At 58.3% G+C, this 20,190-nt stretch carries 21 protein-coding genes; 18 read left to right on the top strand and 3 right to left on the bottom strand.

The features are described from left to right. Positions 1 to 2 precede the first annotated feature (2 nt). A complete protein-coding gene (gene gatC / locus DHN12_RS06100) occupies positions 3 to 290 on the bottom strand; it encodes an Asp-tRNA(Asn)/Glu-tRNA(Gln) amidotransferase subunit GatC (RefSeq protein ID WP_058275619.1) in 288 nt (95 codons plus the stop codon). 238 nt (positions 291 to 528) lie between these two features. Between gatC and DHN12_RS24600 the strand changes: the two genes are divergently transcribed. Then, on the top strand, positions 529 to 693 hold the full coding sequence (locus DHN12_RS24600; RefSeq protein WP_186437502.1) for a hypothetical protein: 165 nt from the start codon (positions 529 to 531) through the stop codon (positions 691 to 693). Positions 694 to 834: 141 nt separating this feature from the next. Then, a complete protein-coding gene (locus tag DHN12_RS06095; RefSeq protein WP_108859363.1) occupies positions 835 to 1,398 on the top strand; it encodes a DUF4202 domain-containing protein in 564 nt (187 codons plus the stop codon). Here the strand turns inward: DHN12_RS06095 and DHN12_RS06090 are convergent. Next, the gene (locus DHN12_RS06090) at positions 1,389 to 2,045 is read right to left on the bottom strand and encodes a ceramidase domain-containing protein (protein ID WP_108859362.1); all 657 of its coding nucleotides are present in this window, start codon (positions 2,043 to 2,045) and stop codon (positions 1,389 to 1,391) included. The two genes, DHN12_RS06095 and DHN12_RS06090, sit on opposite strands and share 10 nt — an antisense overlap. 60 nt (positions 2,046 to 2,105) lie before the next feature. Here DHN12_RS06090 and DHN12_RS06085 point away from each other — a divergent pair, with 60 nt between their 5' ends. Beyond that, the gene (locus DHN12_RS06085) at positions 2,106 to 2,798 is read left to right on the top strand and encodes a metal-dependent hydrolase (protein WP_108859361.1); all 693 of its coding nucleotides are present in this window, start codon (positions 2,106 to 2,108) and stop codon (positions 2,796 to 2,798) included. 2 nt (positions 2,799 to 2,800) lie between these two features. Here the strand turns inward: DHN12_RS06085 and DHN12_RS06080 are convergent, their stop codons facing one another. Beyond that, positions 2,801 to 3,250 (bottom strand): nucleoside deaminase, encoded by a 450-nt coding sequence (locus DHN12_RS06080; protein ID WP_108859360.1) that lies wholly within the window; start codon positions 3,248 to 3,250, stop codon positions 2,801 to 2,803. On the opposite strand from DHN12_RS06080, the gene DHN12_RS06075 reads away from it, so the two are divergent. The 15 genes from DHN12_RS06075 to DHN12_RS06005 all read left to right on the top strand — a co-directional run bounded on the left by DHN12_RS06075 (position 3,231) and on the right by DHN12_RS06005 (position 20,187). Beyond that, on the top strand, positions 3,231 to 4,121 hold the full coding sequence (locus DHN12_RS06075) for a pseudouridine synthase (protein WP_234416563.1): 891 nt from the start codon (positions 3,231 to 3,233) through the stop codon (positions 4,119 to 4,121). The genes DHN12_RS06080 and DHN12_RS06075 overlap by 20 nt on opposite strands. A 174-nt stretch (positions 4,122 to 4,295) precedes the next feature. After that, the gene (locus DHN12_RS06070; RefSeq protein WP_108859358.1) at positions 4,296 to 5,210 is read left to right on the top strand and encodes a 5-bromo-4-chloroindolyl phosphate hydrolysis family protein; all 915 of its coding nucleotides are present in this window, start codon (positions 4,296 to 4,298) and stop codon (positions 5,208 to 5,210) included. Between the two features lie 30 nt (positions 5,211 to 5,240). Next, a complete protein-coding gene (locus tag DHN12_RS06065) occupies positions 5,241 to 6,431 on the top strand; it encodes a toxic anion resistance protein (protein WP_108859357.1) in 1,191 nt (396 codons plus the stop codon). Between the two features lie 49 nt (positions 6,432 to 6,480). Beyond that, entirely contained in the window at positions 6,481 to 7,401 is a 921-nt protein-coding gene (locus tag DHN12_RS06060) for a DUF2927 domain-containing protein (protein WP_199913476.1), read from the top strand. Positions 7,402 to 7,422: 21 nt separating this feature from the next. Continuing rightward, complete coding sequence (locus tag DHN12_RS06055; RefSeq protein WP_108859356.1) at positions 7,423 to 8,571, top strand: SPFH domain-containing protein; 1,149 nt, start codon at positions 7,423 to 7,425, stop codon at positions 8,569 to 8,571. Between the two features lie 39 nt (positions 8,572 to 8,610). Continuing rightward, positions 8,611 to 9,699: a TFIIB-type zinc finger domain-containing protein gene (locus DHN12_RS06050; protein WP_108859355.1), complete on the top strand. Its 1,089-nt coding sequence runs from the start codon at positions 8,611 to 8,613 to the stop codon at positions 9,697 to 9,699. Between the two features lie 79 nt (positions 9,700 to 9,778). After that, complete coding sequence (locus DHN12_RS06045; protein WP_108859354.1) at positions 9,779 to 10,447, top strand: nitroreductase; 669 nt, start codon at positions 9,779 to 9,781, stop codon at positions 10,445 to 10,447. 25 nt (positions 10,448 to 10,472) lie between these two features. Next, complete coding sequence (dtd, locus tag DHN12_RS06040) at positions 10,473 to 10,910, top strand: D-aminoacyl-tRNA deacylase (RefSeq protein ID WP_108859353.1); 438 nt, start codon at positions 10,473 to 10,475, stop codon at positions 10,908 to 10,910. Beyond that, positions 10,910 to 12,013, top strand: coding sequence for a glycerate kinase (locus DHN12_RS06035; RefSeq protein ID WP_108859352.1), 1,104 nt, complete (start codon positions 10,910 to 10,912; stop codon positions 12,011 to 12,013). The genes dtd and DHN12_RS06035 overlap by 1 nt, the downstream gene beginning before the upstream one ends. 51 nt (positions 12,014 to 12,064) lie before the next feature. Beyond that, positions 12,065 to 14,059, top strand: coding sequence for a CocE/NonD family hydrolase (locus DHN12_RS06030; protein WP_108859351.1), 1,995 nt, complete (start codon positions 12,065 to 12,067; stop codon positions 14,057 to 14,059). A 125-nt stretch (positions 14,060 to 14,184) separates the two neighbouring features. Then, a complete protein-coding gene (locus tag DHN12_RS06025; RefSeq protein WP_108859350.1) occupies positions 14,185 to 15,771 on the top strand; it encodes an ABC transporter substrate-binding protein in 1,587 nt (528 codons plus the stop codon). 15 nt (positions 15,772 to 15,786) lie between these two features. Next, positions 15,787 to 16,743: an ABC transporter permease gene (locus tag DHN12_RS06020; RefSeq protein WP_058276793.1), complete on the top strand. Its 957-nt coding sequence runs from the start codon at positions 15,787 to 15,789 to the stop codon at positions 16,741 to 16,743. Next, a complete protein-coding gene (locus DHN12_RS06015) occupies positions 16,743 to 17,558 on the top strand; it encodes an ABC transporter permease (RefSeq protein WP_108859503.1) in 816 nt (271 codons plus the stop codon). The genes DHN12_RS06020 and DHN12_RS06015 overlap by 1 nt, the downstream gene beginning before the upstream one ends. Further along, positions 17,555 to 19,192 carry an ABC transporter ATP-binding protein gene (locus DHN12_RS06010; protein WP_108859349.1) on the top strand — a complete coding sequence of 546 codons (1,638 nt, stop codon included), beginning with the start codon at positions 17,555 to 17,557 and terminating at the stop codon, positions 19,190 to 19,192. The genes DHN12_RS06015 and DHN12_RS06010 overlap by 4 nt, the downstream gene beginning before the upstream one ends. Positions 19,193 to 19,350: 158 nt before the next feature. After that, on the top strand, positions 19,351 to 20,187 hold the full coding sequence (locus DHN12_RS06005; RefSeq protein ID WP_108859502.1) for an alkaline phosphatase family protein: 837 nt from the start codon (positions 19,351 to 19,353) through the stop codon (positions 20,185 to 20,187). Positions 20,188 to 20,190: the final 3 nt, after the last annotated feature.

Genomic DNA, 20,190 nt, shown 5'->3' with positions numbered 1-20,190 from the left:
TCTTACTCCACAACTTTGGGAACAGCAAAAAACCCTTCGCGCGCATCGGGGGCATTGGCCAGTACCTTGTCTTGCTGGTTGCCGTCAGTGACCACATCCTCGCGGCGTTTTAGGCGCATCGGCTCGACCGAAACCATCGGTTCGACACCTTCGACATCAACCTCGTTGAGTTGTTCGATGAAGCCAAGGATGGTGTTGAATTCGGATGCCAGCGCAGGCAGCGCGTCATCCTCGACCTTGATCCGGGCCAGTTTGGCCACCTTGGCGGCGTTGCTTTGGTCAATCGACATCGGATATCCTCATATGCGTTAGGGGGCATTTACCTGTCTGGTCGCCGGGTCGCAAGACCGCCAAGGCGCTGATCCACCCTTGAGCGCATGGCAAAGGTCCATAAATCCTGTCCGATCACTCATTTCTGAATACCCCTAAGTAAAAAAAATGAACCGATTAGTTCACCTCACATCTTGCAATACTGAACTGAACTGTTCATTTCATATGGCACGGCACAGCCTTATATGGAGAAAAACGATGAAAACGTTCATGACTGCCTTTGTACTGGCCACTACGGTTCTTGCTGCGCAAGCTCAGGCGGGCGCCTTTGGCCCAAGCATGGACACCCTGACCCGCAGCCTGATTTTCCCCGATCAGGTGTCGGAACCTGTTACTCAGGATCAGAACAAACCGGGCAAGTAATTTAGCCCGCAAAAACCGGGTCGGGTCCAAATGCCCCGGCCCGGCAATTGCCTGCTGCGTTCCGCGCGGCGTATCGCTACGGTGGTTCACAAGTAACCCGCCGGCCTGCCCTGCAGACCCGGCAAGCCAACGGAGCGGAAGATGAACGCGCGCAAGCAAGCTGTTCTGGACGCAATTGATGCGGCCAACTCACACGACCCCAACCTCGAAGACGGCCAGCCCGCTGAACTGCTTTATGGTCAGCGCATGAGCGCTGAGTTGGACAGGTTGTTCCCAGACGCCTCTGACCCGTTGCAGATAGCCGCACGAGGTCAGCATGTGGAGCGGTGGAAGCTCGCGCGCAGTGAATACCCCGAAGGTCGTGCCGGATATCTGGCTTGGCGCAAGGCGCAGGGCGTCCACCACGCCGAGGTCGTGATGGGGCTTATGGAACAGAACGGCTACCCTGCCGAGGATATCGAATCTGCTGGTCGGATGCTGCGCAAACAGGGCATCAAGCGTGACGGCGAGGTGCAGGCGCTGGAGGATGTCATCTGCTTTGTTTTCCTCAAATGGTATTTCGCACCGTTCGCCGAAAAGCACTCGGCCGAGAAAATCCAAAGCATCGTCGAGAAAACCGCGCGCAAGATGTCGGATCAAGGCCGCGCACGCGTGCTGTCTGAATTTGACCTGCCCGCAGAACTGGCCGCAGCCTTTCAGGCCTGAGCCGCGCGGGTCAGGTGCCTACGATACACCTCGATCATCCAACCCAGCATGATGGCGTTCAGGATGTGCCACATGAAATGGGTGCCAAACGCGATCTGACCGCAAACGGCTTCATCCAGCGCACGAAAGGTGATCGAGGCGATCAGGATCATCGCCCCGATGGCCAGACCACGGGCGGTGTCCGGCACCCGGTGGCGCAAAAGAAACGCATAGATCAAGATCAGCAGCGGCACCGGGGCATAGGCTGCTGACCCACCCAAACCCGGAACCAACTGAAACAGGGGCACCGTCGCCGCGGCATAGGGAATGAACAGCGCCGTCACGATCCCGGCCGCAAGCGGACGCATGTGCCAGACGTCCCGGTTGATCGCGAAGATGTAGACCAGGATGTACAGCAAAATCGGCAGAACATCCGCCATGGCGGCCCAGACCTGCGCGTGGGTATGGAACAGGTAACTGCCGACCCCGATAGCGGCGAGAATGACGACCAGCACCATCGCCAACGGCATCCCCTGCCCGCGCACACGCAGCCACATGACAAATGCTGCAATCAGAAACGCCGCGTTTGTCACCGCGTTTATCGGTTCGGCCCAATAGGCGGGCGACAAGCGCTCGCAATAGCCATCAATTTCCTGAAACCAGTCCATGAACTTTTACATAGCCGATGCTAAGTTAATGCCAACAGTTTGTTTTGGGAGGATGAATTCATGATTATCATTTGGCTGGGACACGGCAGTTTCCGCATCGAAACCGGCGGACAGGTTCTGCTGGTCGACCCCTGGCTGACGGGTAACCCGGTCTTGTCGGAGGAACAGCATGATGACGCTCTAAACGGTGCGACTCATATCCTTCTTACGCATACACATTTCGATCACGTCGCCGATGTCGTATCGCTGGCCAAGCACCTGAACGTCCCCGTGGTCGGACAATACGACCTGATGGGGTATTGGAGCGAGTCCGAGGGGCTGGAAACCATCGGGTACAACAAGGGCGGTACCGTGAACCTGAACAGCGTCAAAGTGTCGATGGTGCCAGCCTCGCACAGCTCGACCTTTTCTACACCTGACGGGCTGCGTACCGGCGGCAGCGAGGTCGGGTTCATGATCGCCTCGGAAGGGCACATGCTGTATGTCTCGGGCGATACCGACATCATGGCCGATATGGATTGGATGGGGGATTACTACAAACCCGATATCGGGATCCTGTCGGCAGGCGGCCATTTCACAATGGATATGAAGGGCGCGGCTTACGCGGCAAAGCGTTACTTTAACTTCAAGACCGTGATTCCCTGCCATTACAAGACCTTCCCGATCCTCGAACAATCGGCTCAGGCGCTGGTCGACGGGTTGCCGGGGGTCGACGTCATCGAACCCGAGGTGATGAAGGCCATTTCCCTCTAGGGTCAACGCCGTGCCGCGAAAAACTCCTTCAAAAGCTCGGCGGCCTCCTGCCCTCGGATGCCGTCGTAAACCTCTGGCACGTGGTGTGCTTGTGTATGGGTGAAAACTCGCGCGCCATGGGCAACGCCGCCTGATTTCGGATCGGCGGCCCCGTAATAGATGCGCCGGATACGCGCCGCGGCCAATGCAGCCGCGCACATCGCGCAAGGCTCTAACGTCACATAAAGGTCGTGATCGGGCAGACGTTCGGATCCGGCTGCGGCGCATGCAGCACGCAGGGCCAGTATTTCGGCATGGGCGGTGGGATCGTTCAGCTCTCGTGTTCGGTTGCCCGCAGAGGCCACGATCGATCCATCGGGGCCGGCAATGACAGCGCCCACAGGCACCTCTCCGCGATCCGCCGCAGCGCGCGCTTCAACCAACGCCTTATCCATGTGCGATCTGAACACCATGCCTCTGACTGCATCAGAAACCTGTCTTTCGCAAGCGGCCGGGATGCGCTATGGGCTGCAGATGACCAAAACCCCTCCTCCCGGCGACCGGATCGCCAAAGTCCTTGCCCGCGCAGGCGTTGCCTCGCGCCGCGAAGCTGAACGCATGATCGAAGCAGGTCGTGTGAGTGTAAACGGCAAGACCATCGACAGCCCCGCACTGAACGTCACAGCCAAAGACAAGATCAACGTCGATGGCAAACCGGTGTCGGAACCCGAACCTTCGCGCCTGTGGCTGTATCACAAGCCTTCCGGTCTGGTGACAACGACACGTGACGAAAAAGGACGCGCGACCATTTTTGACAAACTGCCCGAGGATATGCCCCGGGTCATGAGTGTCGGGCGGTTGGACCTGAACTCGGAAGGGTTGCTGCTGTTGACCAATGATGGCGGCATCAAGCGCAAGCTGGAACTGCCCTCGACCGGATGGCTACGCAAATACCGCGTGCGGGTGAATGGCCGCCCCAAGGACGAGGATTTTGCACCGCTTCGTAAGGGGCTTGTTATCGACGGGGAACGCTTTTTGCCGATGGACGTCACGCTGGACCGTCAACAAGGCGCGAATGCCTGGCTGACTATCGGTCTTCGCGAAGGCAAGAACCGCGAAATTCGTCGTGCGATAGAAGATATCGGTTTTGCGGTGAACAGGCTGCTGCGTGTGTCCTACGGCCCCTTCCAGCTGGGAAGCCTGAAACCCGGCGAGGTCGAAGAAATCCGCCGGCGGGTCATGCGCGATCAGCTGGGCCTTGAAGCCGAGCCCGAAGCACCGGCCAAACGACCCGCGCGTCCACAGCGAAATCGCCCCCCAATCGGCAAGAAACCTCGCAAGTGACGCAGGTTAGGCAACCTTCCCCCTAGCGCCACGGCCTCTCATGGCCTAGATTTCCCCAAGGGACATTTTTGGGGGGCACCATGTCCGGGACCGGAGTGCAAAAACTGGCCTATGTCGTGTTGTTGATGCTGATGTTCGGCGTCTGCACCGGCGTATTGGGAGGCTTGTAAGCACATGGCCAAACGGTATGGCGGGAAATTCAGCCCACAGGACGACTCCTCGTCTCCGAATCAACCTCCGCGCGGACAGTTTGACGTCGCTCGGGTCGAACCGGCCGGAGCCCGCGCTAACCTGTTGTTTCTTCCGGCTGTTCCCTTGGTTTTTCTGTCGCTGAACGATGGGGCAGTCGGATTGACGATCGGCCTGATCGCAGCGGGTCTTTTGACAGCTGCAGCATTTCTGCTGCGCGAAGGGCTGCGGGCCGAATCCGCCTACAACGCTCGCCGCACAGCCCGTCGCCCGGCGTTTCCCAGAAAGATATTCTCCAGCCTCCTGACCGGACTTGGCGTCGGATTGGCCGCTTATCGCACGGAATATCTCGATGCAGCTGCAGCGTCTGAGGCCAGCCTGATCGCCCCGATTCTGTTCGGCTTGATGGCCAGCGTCCTACACTCTGTCTCTTTCGGGATTGATCCGATGACTGACAAAGGCATGGAAGGCATCGACACTTTCCAGCAAGACCGCGTTGCCCGCGTCGTGGAAGGTGCTGAAACACATCTGTCCGAGATGACCGACGCCATCAAACGCGCTGGCGACCGAAGGATCGAAGCCCGGGTTGAACGTTTTCAGGATACCGCCCGCGACCTGTTCCGCACGGTCGAGGAAGACCCTCGCGATCTGGCCGGTGCGCGAAAATACCTGACCGTTTACTTGAAGGGCGCGCGTGACGCGACGGTCAAGTTCGCTGACGTCTATGCTCGCACCCGCGATGCGCAGGCGCTGGAGGATTATTCGTCCCTCCTGGATGATCTTGAACAAAATTTCGCGGCGCGTACCCGCAAGTTGCTTTTGGACGACCGCAGTGATCTGACGGTTGAAATTGATGTGTTGCGCGAAAGGCTGCAACGCGAAGGCGTCCGGTTGGACTGACCGGCCACAATTTGAGAGAGGATTACCCCCATGTCCGATGACATCAAGAATAAGGCGGTCGAGGCTGAAACGCTGGTGCAGGAAGTGACCGCTGTCACCCTGCCCGACCCGACCGCCGAAATCGTCTTGCTTGAGGAGGCCGACGAACCTGTCAGCGCCGAAATCCGCAAGCGGATGAATGAAATCGACATGGATAACACCAATTCCATCGTCGCGTTCGGGTCGTCTGCCCAGGCGGAATTGCAGGAAATCAGCCAGGCCATGCTGGCGGATGTCCGCAACAAAGATGTCGGACCTGCCGGGGACAGTCTGCGCGATATCGTCACGACGATCCGCGGGTTTTCAGTCAGTGAGCTGGACGTCCGGCGCGAACGCAGCTGGTGGGAAAAGCTGTTGGGCAAGGCTGCACCCTTTGCCCAGTTTACCGCCAAGTTTGAAGATGTTCAGGGGCAGATCGACAGGATCACTGACGATTTGCTGGGCCACGAACATACGCTGCTGAAAGACATCAAGTCACTGGACCTGTTGTATGAAAAGACGCTGGGTTTTTATGACGAGCTTGCGCTGTTTATCGCAGCAGGTGAAGAAAAACTGACCGAGCTGGACAGCCAGAACATCCCCGAAAAAGAAGCCGAAGTTCAGGCCGCGCCCGAAGACCAACAAGTCATGAAAGCGCAAGAGCTGCGTGACCTGCGCGCAGCGCGGGATGATCTGGAACGGCGTGTTCACGACCTGAAGCTGACGCGACAGGTGACGATGCAATCGCTGCCCTCGATCCGGTTGGTGCAGGAAAATGACAAGTCGCTGGTGACCAAGATCAACTCGACCCTCGTCAACACCGTGCCTTTGTGGGAAACGCAACTGGCGCAGGCCGTCACCATCCAGCGTAGCGCCGAGGCGGCCGCGGCCGTGCGTGATGCGAATGACCTGACGAATGAGCTGCTGACCTCGAACGCGGCGAACCTGCGTGAGTCGAACAAGATGATCCGCGAGGAAATGGAGCGCGGTGTGTTTGATATCGAAGCGGTCAAGCAAGCCAATGCCGACCTGATCGGTACGATCAACGAAAGTCTTGCAATTGCTGACGAAGGCAAGGCCAAACGTGCCGCAGCCGAACAGGAGCTGCAGAAAATGGAGGCCGAGCTGCGCGACACCCTTGCCTCTGCCAAGGCGCGCAAAGACGGCGTCGGCGACAACGCTGGAACTGCGGTTTCGAGCTAAAGGCAGGCTGGACGTGCGAGTGCCGGGATATCTGAAACCCCTGTTGGGTATGGTGGCGCTGATGGCGATGGCCAATTGCGATGAGGCATTGACGTCGTCCGTCGTGCCGCAACCGCGCCCGGTGGCACCTGCACCGGCACCTAATGCTTATGTTCCCCCGTCTGCGGCAAGTCAGGATCTGGCCCGGTTCTATCAGCGGGTCGAACGTGACCTGCTGACCCGCGATATGTTGCGCGTGGACGGAGGTGGCCCCGACACACCCTATGATGCCGATGATCTGGCCCGCAATTTCGAGGCCATAGCCTTTTACAGCGAATACCCCGATCACGCTGTAACCACGCGTATTCGGCGAACGGACGGGCAGCTTAGCCGGTGGGCAGGGCCTGTGCGGATTCAGACCGAATTCGCCCCGTCCGTGGCACCCGAGATACGCGCAAAAGACTCCGCCGACGTCGAAGCGTTTGCGGAACGGCTGAGCAAATTGACGGATCATCCAATCTCGGTCGTCAATCGCAAGGCCAATTTCCATGTCTTCTTTGCAGGCAAAGATGACAGCGCCTATGTGGTCAAACGCCTGAAACAGCTAATCCCTGGCATCAGCACGCCTTCACTGGACTTGGTTGCAAACCCGCGCGCCAATATTGACTGTCTTGTTTTTGCGTCTCCGACCAATACCTCACCGTATAAATTTGTGCGGGCTGTCACGCTCATCCGGGCTGAACTGCCGGACCTCACCCGGCGCAGCTGCATCCACGAAGAAATTGCGCAGGGGCTTGGATTATCCAATGACAGCCCGGCGGCACGACCGTCGATATTCAACGACAATGACGAGTTTGCGCTGTTGACCAGCCATGACGAGAAACTTCTGACAATGCTTTATGACCCGCGCCTTGAACCCGGTGTGACAGCCGAGGAAGCCCGCCCCGTGGTACGGATTATTGCACGCGAATTGATGGGCCAGCAGCTCTGAGCCCAAGAAAAGGAGACCCCAATGGGTATTTTCGATTTTCTGACCGGAGAGTTTATCGACGTCATTCACTGGGTCGACGACACCCGTGACACCATGGTCTGGCGGTTCGAGCGTGAAGGACATGCCATCAAGTACGGCGCCAAACTGACGGTGCGCGAAGGACAGGCAGCGGTGTTCGTGCACGAAGGGCAACTGGCAGATGTTTTTACGCCCGGCCTTTATATGCTTGAAACCAACAACATGCCGATCCTGACGACGCTGCAGCATTGGGATCACGGGTTTCAATCGCCCTTCAAATCCGAGATCTATTTCGTCAACACGACACGGTTCAACGATCTGAAATGGGGCACCAAGAACCCGATCATGCTGCGCGACCCGGAATTCGGCCCGACGCGCATTCGGGCCTTTGGCACCTACACGATCCGGGTCAAGGACCCGGCGAAGTTTCTGATTGAGATCGTCGGCACTGACGGCGAGTTCACAATGGACGAGATCAGCTTTCAAATCCGCAACATCATCGTGCAGGAATTCAGCCGCGTGATTGCCGGGTCCGGCATTCCGGTTCTGGACATGGCCGCCAACACCGCCGATCTGGGCAAACTAATCGCGGCCGAGGTCTCGCCCGTGCTGGAAGGTTATGGCCTGGAAATGCCGGAGTTCTACATCGAAAACATCTCGCTACCGCCCGCAGTTGAAGCGGCCCTGGACAAGCGGACCTCGATGGGGCTGGCGGGCGATCTGGGCAAGTTCACCCAGTATTCGGCCGCCGAAGCAATGACCGCAGCAGCGACCAACCCCGGTCAGGGCGGCGGAATGGGTGCCGGTCTTGGCATGGGAATGGGCATGGCGATGGCACAGCAGATGTCGAACATGGCGGCGGGTCAACCAAGCGGTCCGTGGGGCAGTTCCGCCCCCGCTGCCCCGCAACCCACCGCGCATGCGACACCGCCCCCTCCTCCGCCGGTCGAGCATGTCTGGCACATCGCGCTGGACGGGCAGACCAGCGGGCCGTTTTCCAAGGCCAAGATGGGCCGCATGGCGACCGACGGTGAGATCACCCGCAACACCCATGTCTGGACCGCCGGTCAGGACGGCTGGAAAAAGGCCGGTGACGTGCAGGAACTGGCGCAGCTGTTTACAGTTTTGCCGCCACCACCGCCGGGCGCATAACCCCGCGACAAGTGTGAATGGATTGAGCAAGGTTCACCCATGACAGACGAACACCGCTTTCCCTGCGAAAAATGCGGCTCGGACTATCGGTTCAATCCGGGCGATGGGACCCTGACCTGCGATCATTGCGGGCATTCGGAATCCATAGGTGCCGGACCGTGGGGCGGTGCCAGCCTGAAAGAACTGGATTTTAACGCGGCGCTGGCGAACAAGCTGCCGGATGTAGAGATCGAGGAAACGCAGGTTCTGTCCTGCCCCAACTGCGCAGCTCAGGTCGAGTTTGACCCGAACACCCATGCGGCCGAATGCCCGTTCTGTGCCACTCCGGTAGTCACGGAGACGGGAGTTAACCGGCATATCAAGCCAAAAGGCGTGTTGCCCTTTGCTCTGGATGAACGGTCGGCTCATAAGGCGATGTCGAGCTGGCTTGGCAAGTTGTGGTTCGCGCCCAACGGGTTGAAGGATTATGCCCGCAAAGGTCGCAAGATGCAGGGGATTTACGTCCCCTACTGGACCTTCGACGCGGATACCAAGTCAGCTTATCGCGGCGAGCGGGGCACGGTGTATTACGAGACCCAGACCGTCATGCGTGACGGCAAGCGCGTGCAACAGCAGGTGGCGAAGGTGCGGTGGTCCCCAAAATCCGGTCGGGTTGCCCGGTTCTTTGACGATGTTCTTGTGCTGGCGTCCCAGTCATTGCCGAAACGCTATACTGACGCGTTGGAACCCTGGGACCTGCCGGCGCTTGAACCTTACCAGCCCGAGTATCTGGCCGGATTCCGGGCCGAGGCTTATACAGTCGAACTGAAGGACGGGTATACCGAAGCGCGCGGGCATATGGCCCGGGTGATCGAACGGGATGTTCGGTTCGATATCGGCGGTGACCGGCAGCGCATTCACGCAATCGACACGGATGTGCAAAATGTAACCTTCAAACATATTTTACTACCTGTCTGGCTGGCCGCATACAAATACCGGGGCCAGACCTATCGTTTCGTTGTGAACGGCAGAACGGGGCGTGTTCAGGGCGAACGCCCTTGGTCCGCTATCAAGATCACGATCGCTGTTGTGTTGGGTCTGCTGGTTGCAGCGGGTGTCGGATACCTCATGGCAACTGGTCAGCAGTAGCGCCTGTCCCCTTTTAACCGCTTGAATATCGCCGATCCTACCGCCATCCTGCGCCTCGGATACACGAAGGGGGAGCAGAGTGACGCTATCCGATTTGGATCGATTGCTGGCTGAGCGACATTCTTGCCGGGCGTTCCGACCTGAACCCGTTCTCAAAGACCAGATCGAACAGATTCTGACCAGCGCGTCCCGTGCGCCCAGCTGGTGTAATGCGCAGCCCTGGAACATCGTGATCACCAGTGGAGCCGAGACTGACGCTTTTCGAAAAGCGCTGCAAAACGAAGTCACAACCGGCGCACCGGAACCCGACCTGCCGTTCCCGACGGCGTATACCGGTATCTATCAGGAGCGACGTCGCGAATGTGGCTGGGCATTATATGAAGCCGTGGGCGTGCAGCGCGGGGACCGCGCCGGTTCGGCCAAGCAAATGATGGAAAACTTTGCCCTCTTCGGTGCGCCGCATTGTGCGATCATCTCAAGCCCTGCCGACCTTGGCCCTTACGGAGCAATGGACTGCGGAGGTTTTGTCATGGCTTTCACCCTCGCCGCGCAAGCCTTGGGAGTGGCCACAATTCCTCAGGCCGCCGTGGCCAGCTATGGCAAGTTTCTGCACAGGTATTTCGACATTCCCGATGATCGGTTGATCTTGTGCGCAATCTCATTCGGATACTCGGATGCAGACCACCCTGCGAACGGGTTTCGAACCGACCGGGCCGATCTGGACGAGATCGCTCGTTGGGTCGGATAACCACGCCACCAAACGGAGAACAGATTTGCGTGCACTTCTACAGAGAATATCCCGGGCAAAAGTCTCGGTTGACGGACAAACGGTTGGGAAGTCCGGCCCGGGGCTGATGATCCTGGTCTGTGCGATGAAGGGTGACGACGAAAAAAAGGTCGAACAACTGGCGGCCAAGGTCTCAAAACTGCGTATTTTCAAAGATGACATCGGCAAGATGAACCGCTCTGTCGTTGATGCGGGTGGCTCGGCGTTGGTGATCAGCCAGTTCACGCTGGCCGCCGATACCTCGCGCGGGAACCGGCCGGGCTTTTCCGAGGCCGCCCCCCCTGATGTGGGGCAGCGCCTCTATGAAGAGTTTGCGCGGCGGTTGCAGGACTATGGCGTGCCCGTCGAAACCGGGCAGTTCGGGGCCGACATGGCGGTAGATCTGGTCAATGACGGACCGGTCACAATTTGGATGGAAAGCTGATGGACCAAAGGCAACAGGCAATTCGCATTTGGCAGGCCGGCGTTGACGCTGTTGACGGGAAAAGGGCCACTAAAGCTGTTCTGAATGATGTCCAAACGCCCGACCAGATTCTGGCTGTCGGCAAGGCAGCCGCAGCGATGGCCAGCGCGGCATTGGAGCAGTTCGGTCTGCGTCCAACGCTGGTTGTCACCAAGGACGACCATGGTCGCGACCTGCCAGAACATGTTCAGTTGATCGAAGCCTCTCATCCGGTTCCGGACGCACGCACCCTGGACGGAGGCCGCGCCATGCGCGAAGCGATCGAGACGATGGCACCAGATTCCCATGTGCTATTGCTTGTTTCGGGCGGGGCATCATCCTTGGCAGAGGATTTGCTGCCGGGCAACTCATTGGCAGATCTGGCGCAACTGAACTCAAGGCTGCTGGCCGAAGGTTTGGATATCACCGCAATGAATGCCGAGCGTCGAAAGCTGTCGCGGATCAAGGGCGGCGGGCTGTTGTCCCATTTCAACGGGGCCAAAGCGACCGTTCTGGCAATCTCGGATGTGCCCGGGGACGACCTGAGCGTCATCGGATCGGGAATTGGCGCATTGCCAGTCACTTACAAATTTGACGCCTCGACCACGATCGTTGCTTCGAACGCCCATGCACGCTCGGCAGCCGCAGAAATGGCGCGCCGAGACGGTTTGCAAGTGCTGGCTGACGAAGAATGCCTGCATGACGATTTCTTGCAAATCGCATCCAATCTGGGGAAACGCCTAAAGGATATGCCGACCGGCGTCATGGTATTCGGCGGCGAACCAACTGTGATTTTGCCGGACAAGCCGGGCCGTGGCGGGCGCAATCAGGCGTTGGCTCTGGCGCTTGCCCGGGAAATAGCTGGAACACCAGGCTTGACTGTTGTTGTCGGTGGTACTGATGGCACCGATGGTCCGACCAATGCAGCCGGAGCGGTAGTCGACGGCGCGACCTGGGGCGACGGGGCCGAGCGCGCACTGCAGCAGGCGGACAGCGGTAGTTACCTGGACCGCGCAGACGCATTGCTGGTGACAGGCCCAACCGGAACGAACGTGATGGACCTTGTTGTCGCAATCAAACAGTGATTTGACGATTTTAGTACATTGCAAAAAGACAAAGACCGAAAGACTTCCGAAATGACTCGCTCGCCCAATTCGCTATGCGATATCGAAGATCTACCGGATGTCGGCATAGTGATGCCGGATGGATGTCGTCTTTCAGCGCGTGTCTGGCGCCCGGTGGATGCAGACAGCAGCCCCGTTCCGGCCATTTTGGAATTCCTGCCCTATCGCAAGCGCGACGGCACGGCGACGCGGGATGCCCTGACCCATCCCTGGTTTGCCAAACGCGGCTATGCCTGCATTCGTGTGGACATGCGCGGCAATGGAGACAGCGAAGGGTTGATGGAAGACGAGTATACCCAGCAAGAGCTGGATGATGCCGTTTCCACAATCCAATGGCTGGCGGATCAACCGTGGTGTTCAGGCACCGTTGGGATGATGGGAATCAGCTGGGGCGGGTTCAACGCGCTTCAGGTTGCCGCCCTTCAACCCGCGCCGCTGAAAGCAATTATCACCCTGTGTTCAACCGCAGATCGTTACGCAGACGACATCCACTTTAAGGGCGGATGCTTGCTGAATGAAAACCTGGGTTGGGGCGCGACCATGTGGTCGTACTCATCCCGCGCACCCGACCCAGCGCTGCGCCCCAACTGGCGTGAGTTATGGCTTAAGCGTTTGGAAAAACAACCGTTCCTACCCTCGGTCTGGCTGCGCCACCAGACGCGCGACGCCTATTGGCAGCATGGCTCTGTCTGCGAGGATTTCAGCGCGATCCGCGCGGCGACGCTGGCCATTGGCGGCTGGGGCGATGCCTATAAGAATACAGTGCCATTGCTGGTCGAACAGCTTAGCGCTCCGGTCAAGGGGATCGTGGGGCCATGGGTGCACAAATACCCGCACTTCGCAGTGCCCGAACCTCGAATCGGTTTTCTGCAAGAGGCGCTGCGCTGGTGGGATCATTGGTTGAAAGGTCTGGATAGCGGCGTTGAATCCGACCCCGACTATCGGGCGTATCTGATGGACGGTGTCCGTCCAAAGCGGTGGTACAACAACAGACCCGGGCGCTGGATCAGCGAGCAATCCGGCGCGACCTCGCATTTGTCCAACCTGATACTGAGCCTGTCGAACGGTGGGCTCGGGCAAGATGAGCCGCTGGATATGCAGGTCCAGTCACCCCAAACCTGCGGCATGGATAGTGGTGAGTATTGCGCAATTTGGCTGGGACCCGACATGCCAGGCGATCAGCGCGCCGATGATGCGTTGTCCGCCTGTTTCGACGGCCCGCCTTTGTCGGAAGATCTTGATATTGTCGGCGCTCCGCGCATTTGCCTAAATGTCAGTGCCAACCGACCGCAAGCACAGATTGCGGTGCGGCTAAATCATATCCATCCGGACGGGGCCTCAACCCGGATCACCTATGGCGTTCTGAACCTGTCGCACCGAGACAGCCACGCGCAACCAACTCCGTTGACGCCCGGAGCGCCCTACGAAATCTCATTGGACCTGGATCACATCGCCTATCGCGTTCCCAAGGGGCATCGCGTGCGGGTGGCTGTGTCCAGCGCGTATTGGCCGCTGATCTGGCCCTCACCCGAACCCGTCGAACTGCACCTGACAGGTGGTGCGATTACGATCCCGAAACGGCCGACTGCAGGTGATGATGAACATGTGTTTCAACCACCCGATTCTGAAACCCCGATTGACGTGACGTCGCTGCGAAAAAGCAGCAATTCTCGCCGGGTGGAAACTGACTTGAATTCAAGTGAAACCCGGATGATCATCGAAGACGATTTTGGTCGCGTAAAGGACAATCACCACGGGCTAACATATGGTGGCACAGCCGATGAACGTTGGACCATCCATCCCGACGACCCGCTATCCGCGCACGGGCAGTGCCGCTGGACACAAGAGATCAGTCGGGACGGGATAGACCTGCGCACCGAAACATCCTGCGAAATGTGGTCGGATCGCGAGAACTTTTTTCTCAAGGCGCACATAAGTGCCTTTGAAAACGAAACTTTGGTATTTTCGAGACAAACGGAGGACGCCGTTCCACGCAACCAGATGTGATATTTTGGCGGCCAAGGGGCAGACATTTGTCCTTGCTCGGTAGACCGAATTGCGCCTAACTTGACTCATGCGTCAATAAAAATGCCCGAGAAGGGCTGAAATCCAATCAACTGGGAGACCACTAAATGAACGAACAACTCACTCACATGGCCGGTCAGGTCACTGCGGGCAAACTGACCCGTCGCGAATTCATGGGGAAAGCGGCGGCTCTGGGTGTATCGGCAGCGATGGCCAGCACCATGTTCGCTGACGCTGCGCGCGCGGCAGGACCGAAGAAGGGCGGCGATCTAAAATTTGGCTTGCAGGGCGGCGAATCCACCAACTCGCTGGATCCGGCGACCTATGCCAGCTCGGTGCCGTTCCAGAACGGCAAACAATTCGGTGACCAGCTTGTGGAAGTTGCGCCCGACGGGTCGATCGAGCCGCGCCTGGCTGAAGCCGTCGAAGGCAGCGCGGACGCCAAAGTTTGGACATTCAAACTGCGTCAGGGTGTCGAGTTCCACAACGGCAAGACCATGACCAGCGAAGACGTGCTGAAAACCATGGAACGCCACTCGAACGAAGACTCCAAGTCCGGCGCCCTGGGTATCATGAAGGGCATCGAGTCAATGAAGGCCGATGGCGACAATTTCCAGGTCACACTGACCGAGCCAAATGCCGACTTGCCCTATCTGATGGCCGACTATCACCTGATCATTCAGCCTGATGGCGGAATGGAAAACCCAGGTGCGGGCATTGGCACAGGACCATACCAGTTGGAAGTCGACGAACCGGGCGTACGCCACGTGTTCAAGAAATTTGCCAACCACTGGAACCCCGATTTCGGCAATTTCGACAGCGTCGAAGTAATTGTCATCAACGATGCGACTGCCCGTACGGCTGCTCTGCAGTCCGGTCAGGTTCACGCGATCAACCGCGTTGAACCAAAGGTTGCCGATCTGCTGGGCCGCGCCCCGAACTTGACGGTGCACTCGACCGCCGGTCGTGGACATTATGTGTTCATCATGCATTGCGACACCGCGCCGTTCGACAACAATGAACTGCGGCTGGCGCTGAAACACGCAATCAACCGCCAGGACTTGGTCGACAAGGTTCTGCGCGGCTACGGCACAATTGGCAACGACATGCCGATCAATGCGGCATACCCGCTGTTTGACGGCTCTATCCCGCAACGCGACTTCAGCCTTGAAAAGGCAGCAGAACACTATGCGAAGTCGGGCCATGACGGTTCGCCGATCATCCTGCGTGTTGCAGATGGCGCCTTCCCGGGTGCCGTTGACGCAGCGGCCCTGTTCCAGCAAAGCGCGGCTCAGGCCGGTATCCCGCTGGAAATCAAGCGCGAGCCCAACGATGGCTACTGGTCCGAGGTCTGGAACGTTCAGCCCTTCTGCGCATCCTATTGGGGTGGCCGTCCGGTGCAGGATCAGATGTACGCGACGGCGTATCTGTCGACAGCCGACTGGAACGACACCCGCTTCAAGGTTCCGGAATTCGACGAAATGCTGTTTGCAGCACGGGCCGAACTGGACAACGACAAACGCAAGGACATCTACAGCAAAATGGGCATGATGGTCCGCGACCAAGGCGGTCTGATCTGCCCGATGTTCAACGATTTTGTCGAAGGCGTCACCAATCAGCTCGAAGGTTGGGAAAGCGACCCGACCCAAGAGATGATGAATGGCAACATGTCACGCAAGATGTGGTTCGCCTGATAGGGCCCACGGATAATGCATCCTATCATCAAACTGGTTTCCCAGCGCCTTGCGCTGGGACTCCTGCTTCTCTTCGGTGCATCGGCTCTGATTTTCGGCCTCACCGAAGCCCTGCCTGGGGACGCTGCGCAAGCGGTCCTTGGCCAATCCGCAACCCCCGAGGCGCTGGCAAACCTGCGCGAGGAAATGGGCCTCAACCGTCCCGCTCTAACCCGATATTTCGAATGGCTGGGCGGCATCCTGCAGGGCGATCTGGGTCAGTCTTTGACCAACAAACTCGACATCGCAGAAAGCATCGGAAAGCGCTTAGGGAACACCCTGTTCCTGGCATGTGCTGCAGCCGTCGTTTCCGTGCCGCTTGCTATCTTTCTAGGCCTTCTGGCCGTTCGGTACCGCAACCGCTGGCCTGACAAACTGATTTCTGCAATCACCCTGACCACGGTTTCGATCCCGGAATTCCTGATCGGTTACGTGGTGATCTACTTCGTCTCAGTAAAACTGGGCTGGTTTTCCTCACTCGCAATGATCAACGACACAATGTCTTTCGGGCAAAAGCTCAACGCCATCGCCTTGCCTGCCTTCGTTCTGACACTGGTAGTGCTGGCGCAGATGATGCGAATGACCCGCGCTGCGATCCTGAACCTGATGCAGTCGGCCTATATCGAAACGGCTGAACTGAAGGGCCTCTCGAATTTCCAGGTCATTGCGCGCCACGCGTTTCCCAACGCGATTTCCCCTATTGTCAACGTTGTGATGTTGAACCTGGCCTATCTGGTTGTGGGCGTCGTCGTTGTCGAAGTGGTGTTCGTATATCCCGGCATGGGGCAATATCTGGTGGATTCGGTGACCAAGCGTGACGTGCCAGTCGTTCTGGCCTGCGGCGTCGTCTTTGCCGCGGTCTATATCGGGCTCAACATGGTTGCCGATATTGTGTCTATCCTTGCCAACCCAAGACTGAGGCATCCGAAATGATGAAGAACATTCCTATTTCGGCCGCCGTCGGTCTGTTTTTCACCGGACTGTACTTTTTCATAGCGATCGCAGCCCCACTGATCGCCCCTTACGGAATGGCCGAAGTGGTCGGTGATGTGTGGGAACCGTCAAGCGCCGAGCATCTGCTGGGCACGGACAATATCGGGCGCGATCTGCTGACACGTATGATCTATGGTGGTCGCACGACCATCTTTATCGCTGCGATGGCTACGATCCTCAGCTTTATCACTGGCACCTCGCTGGGCCTTTTGGCTGCGGTTCTGGGTGGTTGGGCTGACCAGGCACTTAGCCGAACGGTTGACCTGATCATGTCGATCCCAACGCTGATCCTGGCACTGGTTATCCTGGCGATTGTTCCGGTTACCGTTCCGATCCTGATCCTTGTGATGGGGCTGTTGGACGCCACACGTCCTTACCGACTGTCTCGATCGGTCGCCGTGGACATCAACGTGATGGACTATGTCGAAGCCGCAAAGCTGCGCGGTGAAGGTCGGCGCTGGATCATCTTCCGGGAAATCCTGCCAAACGCTCTGTCGCCTCTGGTGGCTGAATTCGGGCTGCGGTTCATCTTCATGGTCCTGTTCATCTCGACTCTGTCGTTCCTGGGCCTGGGCGTCCAGCCGCCGCTGGCGGACTGGGGCGGCATCGTGAAGGAAAACAAGGACGGCATCGTCTATGGCATCGGCGCGGCCCTGTACCCCGCTGTGGCCATCGCGACGCTCGCCATCTCGGTCAACCTTGTTGCTGACTGGGTTCTGAACCGTACCACATCGCTGAAAGGAGGCCGGGGATGAGTGATACCCTTCTCAAGGTCCGCAACCTCAAGATCGGCGCAACCGTCTATCCGCCGGGTGAAAAACCCCATGACATCGAAATCGTGCACGGGGTCAACTTTGACCTCGAACGCGGCAAGGTGTTGGGGCTGATCGGTGAATCGGGTGCCGGTAAATCGACCATCGGTCTGGCGTCCATGGCTTATGGCCGCGGTGGAGTCGAACTGACCGGTGGTGAAGTCTGGGTCAACGGGCGCGACATTCTGAAGACCCCGCATAGCGATATCCGCAATCTGCGTGGGGGCGAAGTTGCCTATGTCTCGCAATCCGCGGCCGCGTCGTTTAACCCGGCCAAGAAGATCATGGATCAGGTGGTCGAAGCTGCGGTCGAACATAAGAAGTTTTCACGTAAAGAGGCCGAAGGCCGTGCGCGGGAACTGTTCGCCAAGCTAGGGCTGCCCGATCCGGACAATATCGGTGATCGTTATCCTCACCAGGTCTCGGGCGGTCAGCTACAGCGTTGCATGACGGCGCTGGCGCTGTGCCCCGAGCCTGATCTGGTGGTGTTTGATGAACCGACCACAGCACTGGATGTGACCACCCAGATCGATGTTCTGATGGCGATCAAAGAGGCCATTCGTGATACCGGAGTTGCTGCGCTCTATATCACGCATGACCTCGCCGTTGTCGCTCAGGTCAGTGATGACATCATGGTTCTGCGGATGGGCAATACGGTCGAGTATGGCAATACCGACCAGATCATCAACAACCCGCAGGAAGAGTATACCAAGGCGCTGGTTTCGGTCCGCTCGATCGAGCACGAAGAGAAGAAGCCTACACCGGATGCGGTTTTGAGCGTCGAAGGTATCACCGCGCGCTACAAGGGTTTGAATTTCGACGTGCTACACAACGTCAATGTCGATCTTCACCCGGGGCAGACACTGGCGGTTGTCGGCGAATCCGGCTCGGGCAAGTCGACACTGGCACGGGTGATCACAGGCTTGCTGCCGCCGCGCGATGGTGAGATCACCTTTGCTGGCCGCAAGCTTAGTGGCGATCTGAAAGGCCGCAGCCGTGAAGACCTGCGCGAGTTGCAGATGATCTACCAGATGGCCGACGTGGCAATGAACCCACGCCAGACTGTTGGTACGATCATCGGACGCCCGCTGGAGTTCTACTTCAACATGCGCGGTGCCGAAAAACGCAAGCGGATCGTCGAACTGTTGGATGAGATCGAACTGGGCGAAAAGTACATGGATCGCTATCCGGCGGAACTGTCAGGTGGTCAGAAACAGCGTGTCTGTATCGCGCGGTCGCTGGCGGCCAAGCCCAAGATGATCATCTGTGACGAGGTCACCTCGGCGCTTGATCCACTGGTGGCGGACGGCATCCTGAAACTGCTGTTGGACCTGCAAAAGATCGAGGATGTGGCATACCTGTTCATCACCCACGATCTGGCGACGGTGCGCGCGATCAGCGATAGTATCGCGGTGATGTATCAGGGTCGGGTGGTTCGCTATGGGTCGAAAAGCGAGGTGCTGAGCCCGCCGTTCGACGACTATACCGACCTGCTGCTCAGTTCCGTCCCCGAGATGCATCTGGGTTGGCTGGAAGAGGTCGTTGCCCACCGCAAAATGGAAAGCGCCGGGAACTGACCCCTGCCCTTTCCGTGACAGTTAAGTGAAAAATTGAAATCCCGGCGCCTTGTTCGATGACAGGTGTCGGGATTTTGCTATTGGGGGCGCGAACAGGCAGACCCCTGATCGCGAATCCCCTAGGGTCGCCCGAAATATTTAGTCAAAAGGCCAATGACATGGACCGCAAACTACTCCTCATCATCCTGGACGGTGTTCCGTGGCGCAATTTCCGACGGTTGTTCGGTAACCTTGAAGGCTGGGTCGACAGCGGTGAGGCGCGCGTGTGGAAACTGCGCGCTGTTTTGCCGTCCACGTCCGCCAGCTGCTATGCCTCGATCCACACCGGTGTCACACCACAGGAGCATGGCTGTACCGGCAACGGTAATGTCTTTCGCCTAGGCCATAAGGACGTCTTCAGCCAGGTCCGTGAAGCTGGTGGCGTAACTGGGGCGGTCACCCATAGCTATTGGTCGCAGTTCTTCAACCGCCACCCGTTCGATTACGTCCGCGACATCGAATATGATGAGCCTGAGAGCAAGACAATCAACCACGGTCGCTTTCACACCATGACCGGCTATGGCAAAGCCAATCAGATGACGCCGTCCGACGTGGATCTCTATGCCACTCTGACCAATCTGTGCCTGCGTCATGGGCTGGACTACGGCCTGCTGCATGCCTGCACATTGGACAGTATGGGGCACCGTTTCTACCATGATTGCGAAGAGATGGACCACGCCTGTTTCGTCGCGGATGAGATGCTGGCCCCTTTCATCCCGCGTTGGCGGCAACTGGGGTACGACGTGATTGTGACCGCTGATCACGGACAGGATGAGCGGGGGCACCACGGCGGGCGCAGCCCGCTGCAACAGGAAACGGCACTGTACTACTTTGGCGACGCGGAAGGCCCCGAGGTCGACACGGTGATCGACCAACTGCAACTAGCGCCCACGATCCTGAACCGGATGGGTGCGCCCATTGCCGAAACGATGAAGGCGAAACCGTTCCTGCAGTGAGAG

The organism is Ruegeria sp. Alg231-54 (genome assembly GCF_900143525.1).
Taxonomy (GTDB): Bacteria; Pseudomonadota; Alphaproteobacteria; order Rhodobacterales; family Rhodobacteraceae; genus Ruegeria.
The sequence above is the reverse complement of the archived record's forward strand: the minus strand, read 5'-3'. Positions and strand labels throughout refer to the sequence as shown.

What these genes read in the sequence shown, in the direction of transcription:
- DHN12_RS06060 (WP_199913476.1), top strand. Translation starts at nt 6,481, where the DNA reads ATGGTGGCGCTGATGGCGATGGCCAATTGCGATGAGGCATTGACGTCG.
- DHN12_RS06025 (WP_108859350.1), top strand. Translation starts at nt 14,185, where the DNA reads ATGAACGAACAACTCACTCACATGGCCGGTCAGGTCACTGCGGGCAAA.
- DHN12_RS06065 (WP_108859357.1), top strand. Translation starts at nt 5,241, where the DNA reads ATGTCCGATGACATCAAGAATAAGGCGGTCGAGGCTGAAACGCTGGTG.
- DHN12_RS06070 (WP_108859358.1), top strand. Translation starts at nt 4,296, where the DNA reads ATGGCCAAACGGTATGGCGGGAAATTCAGCCCACAGGACGACTCCTCG.
- DHN12_RS06085 (WP_108859361.1), top strand. Translation starts at nt 2,106, where the DNA reads ATGATTATCATTTGGCTGGGACACGGCAGTTTCCGCATCGAAACCGGC.
- DHN12_RS06020 (WP_058276793.1), top strand. Translation starts at nt 15,787, where the DNA reads ATGCATCCTATCATCAAACTGGTTTCCCAGCGCCTTGCGCTGGGACTC.
- DHN12_RS06055 (WP_108859356.1), top strand. Translation starts at nt 7,423, where the DNA reads ATGGGTATTTTCGATTTTCTGACCGGAGAGTTTATCGACGTCATTCAC.
- DHN12_RS06030 (WP_108859351.1), top strand. Translation starts at nt 12,065, where the DNA reads ATGACTCGCTCGCCCAATTCGCTATGCGATATCGAAGATCTACCGGAT.
- DHN12_RS06010 (WP_108859349.1), top strand. Translation starts at nt 17,555, where the DNA reads ATGAGTGATACCCTTCTCAAGGTCCGCAACCTCAAGATCGGCGCAACC.
- DHN12_RS06075 (WP_234416563.1), top strand. Translation starts at nt 3,231, where the DNA reads ATGTGCGATCTGAACACCATGCCTCTGACTGCATCAGAAACCTGTCTT.
- gatC (WP_058275619.1), bottom strand. Translation starts at nt 290, where the DNA reads ATGTCGATTGACCAAAGCAACGCCGCCAAGGTGGCCAAACTGGCCCGG.
- DHN12_RS06005 (WP_108859502.1), top strand. Translation starts at nt 19,351, where the DNA reads ATGGACCGCAAACTACTCCTCATCATCCTGGACGGTGTTCCGTGGCGC.
- DHN12_RS06095 (WP_108859363.1), top strand. Translation starts at nt 835, where the DNA reads ATGAACGCGCGCAAGCAAGCTGTTCTGGACGCAATTGATGCGGCCAAC.
- DHN12_RS06090 (WP_108859362.1), bottom strand. Translation starts at nt 2,045, where the DNA reads ATGGACTGGTTTCAGGAAATTGATGGCTATTGCGAGCGCTTGTCGCCC.
- DHN12_RS06050 (WP_108859355.1), top strand. Translation starts at nt 8,611, where the DNA reads ATGACAGACGAACACCGCTTTCCCTGCGAAAAATGCGGCTCGGACTAT.
- DHN12_RS06015 (WP_108859503.1), top strand. Translation starts at nt 16,743, where the DNA reads ATGAAGAACATTCCTATTTCGGCCGCCGTCGGTCTGTTTTTCACCGGA.
- DHN12_RS24600 (WP_186437502.1), top strand. Translation starts at nt 529, where the DNA reads ATGAAAACGTTCATGACTGCCTTTGTACTGGCCACTACGGTTCTTGCT.
- DHN12_RS06035 (WP_108859352.1), top strand. Translation starts at nt 10,910, where the DNA reads ATGGACCAAAGGCAACAGGCAATTCGCATTTGGCAGGCCGGCGTTGAC.
- DHN12_RS06080 (WP_108859360.1), bottom strand. Translation starts at nt 3,250, where the DNA reads ATGGTGTTCAGATCGCACATGGATAAGGCGTTGGTTGAAGCGCGCGCT.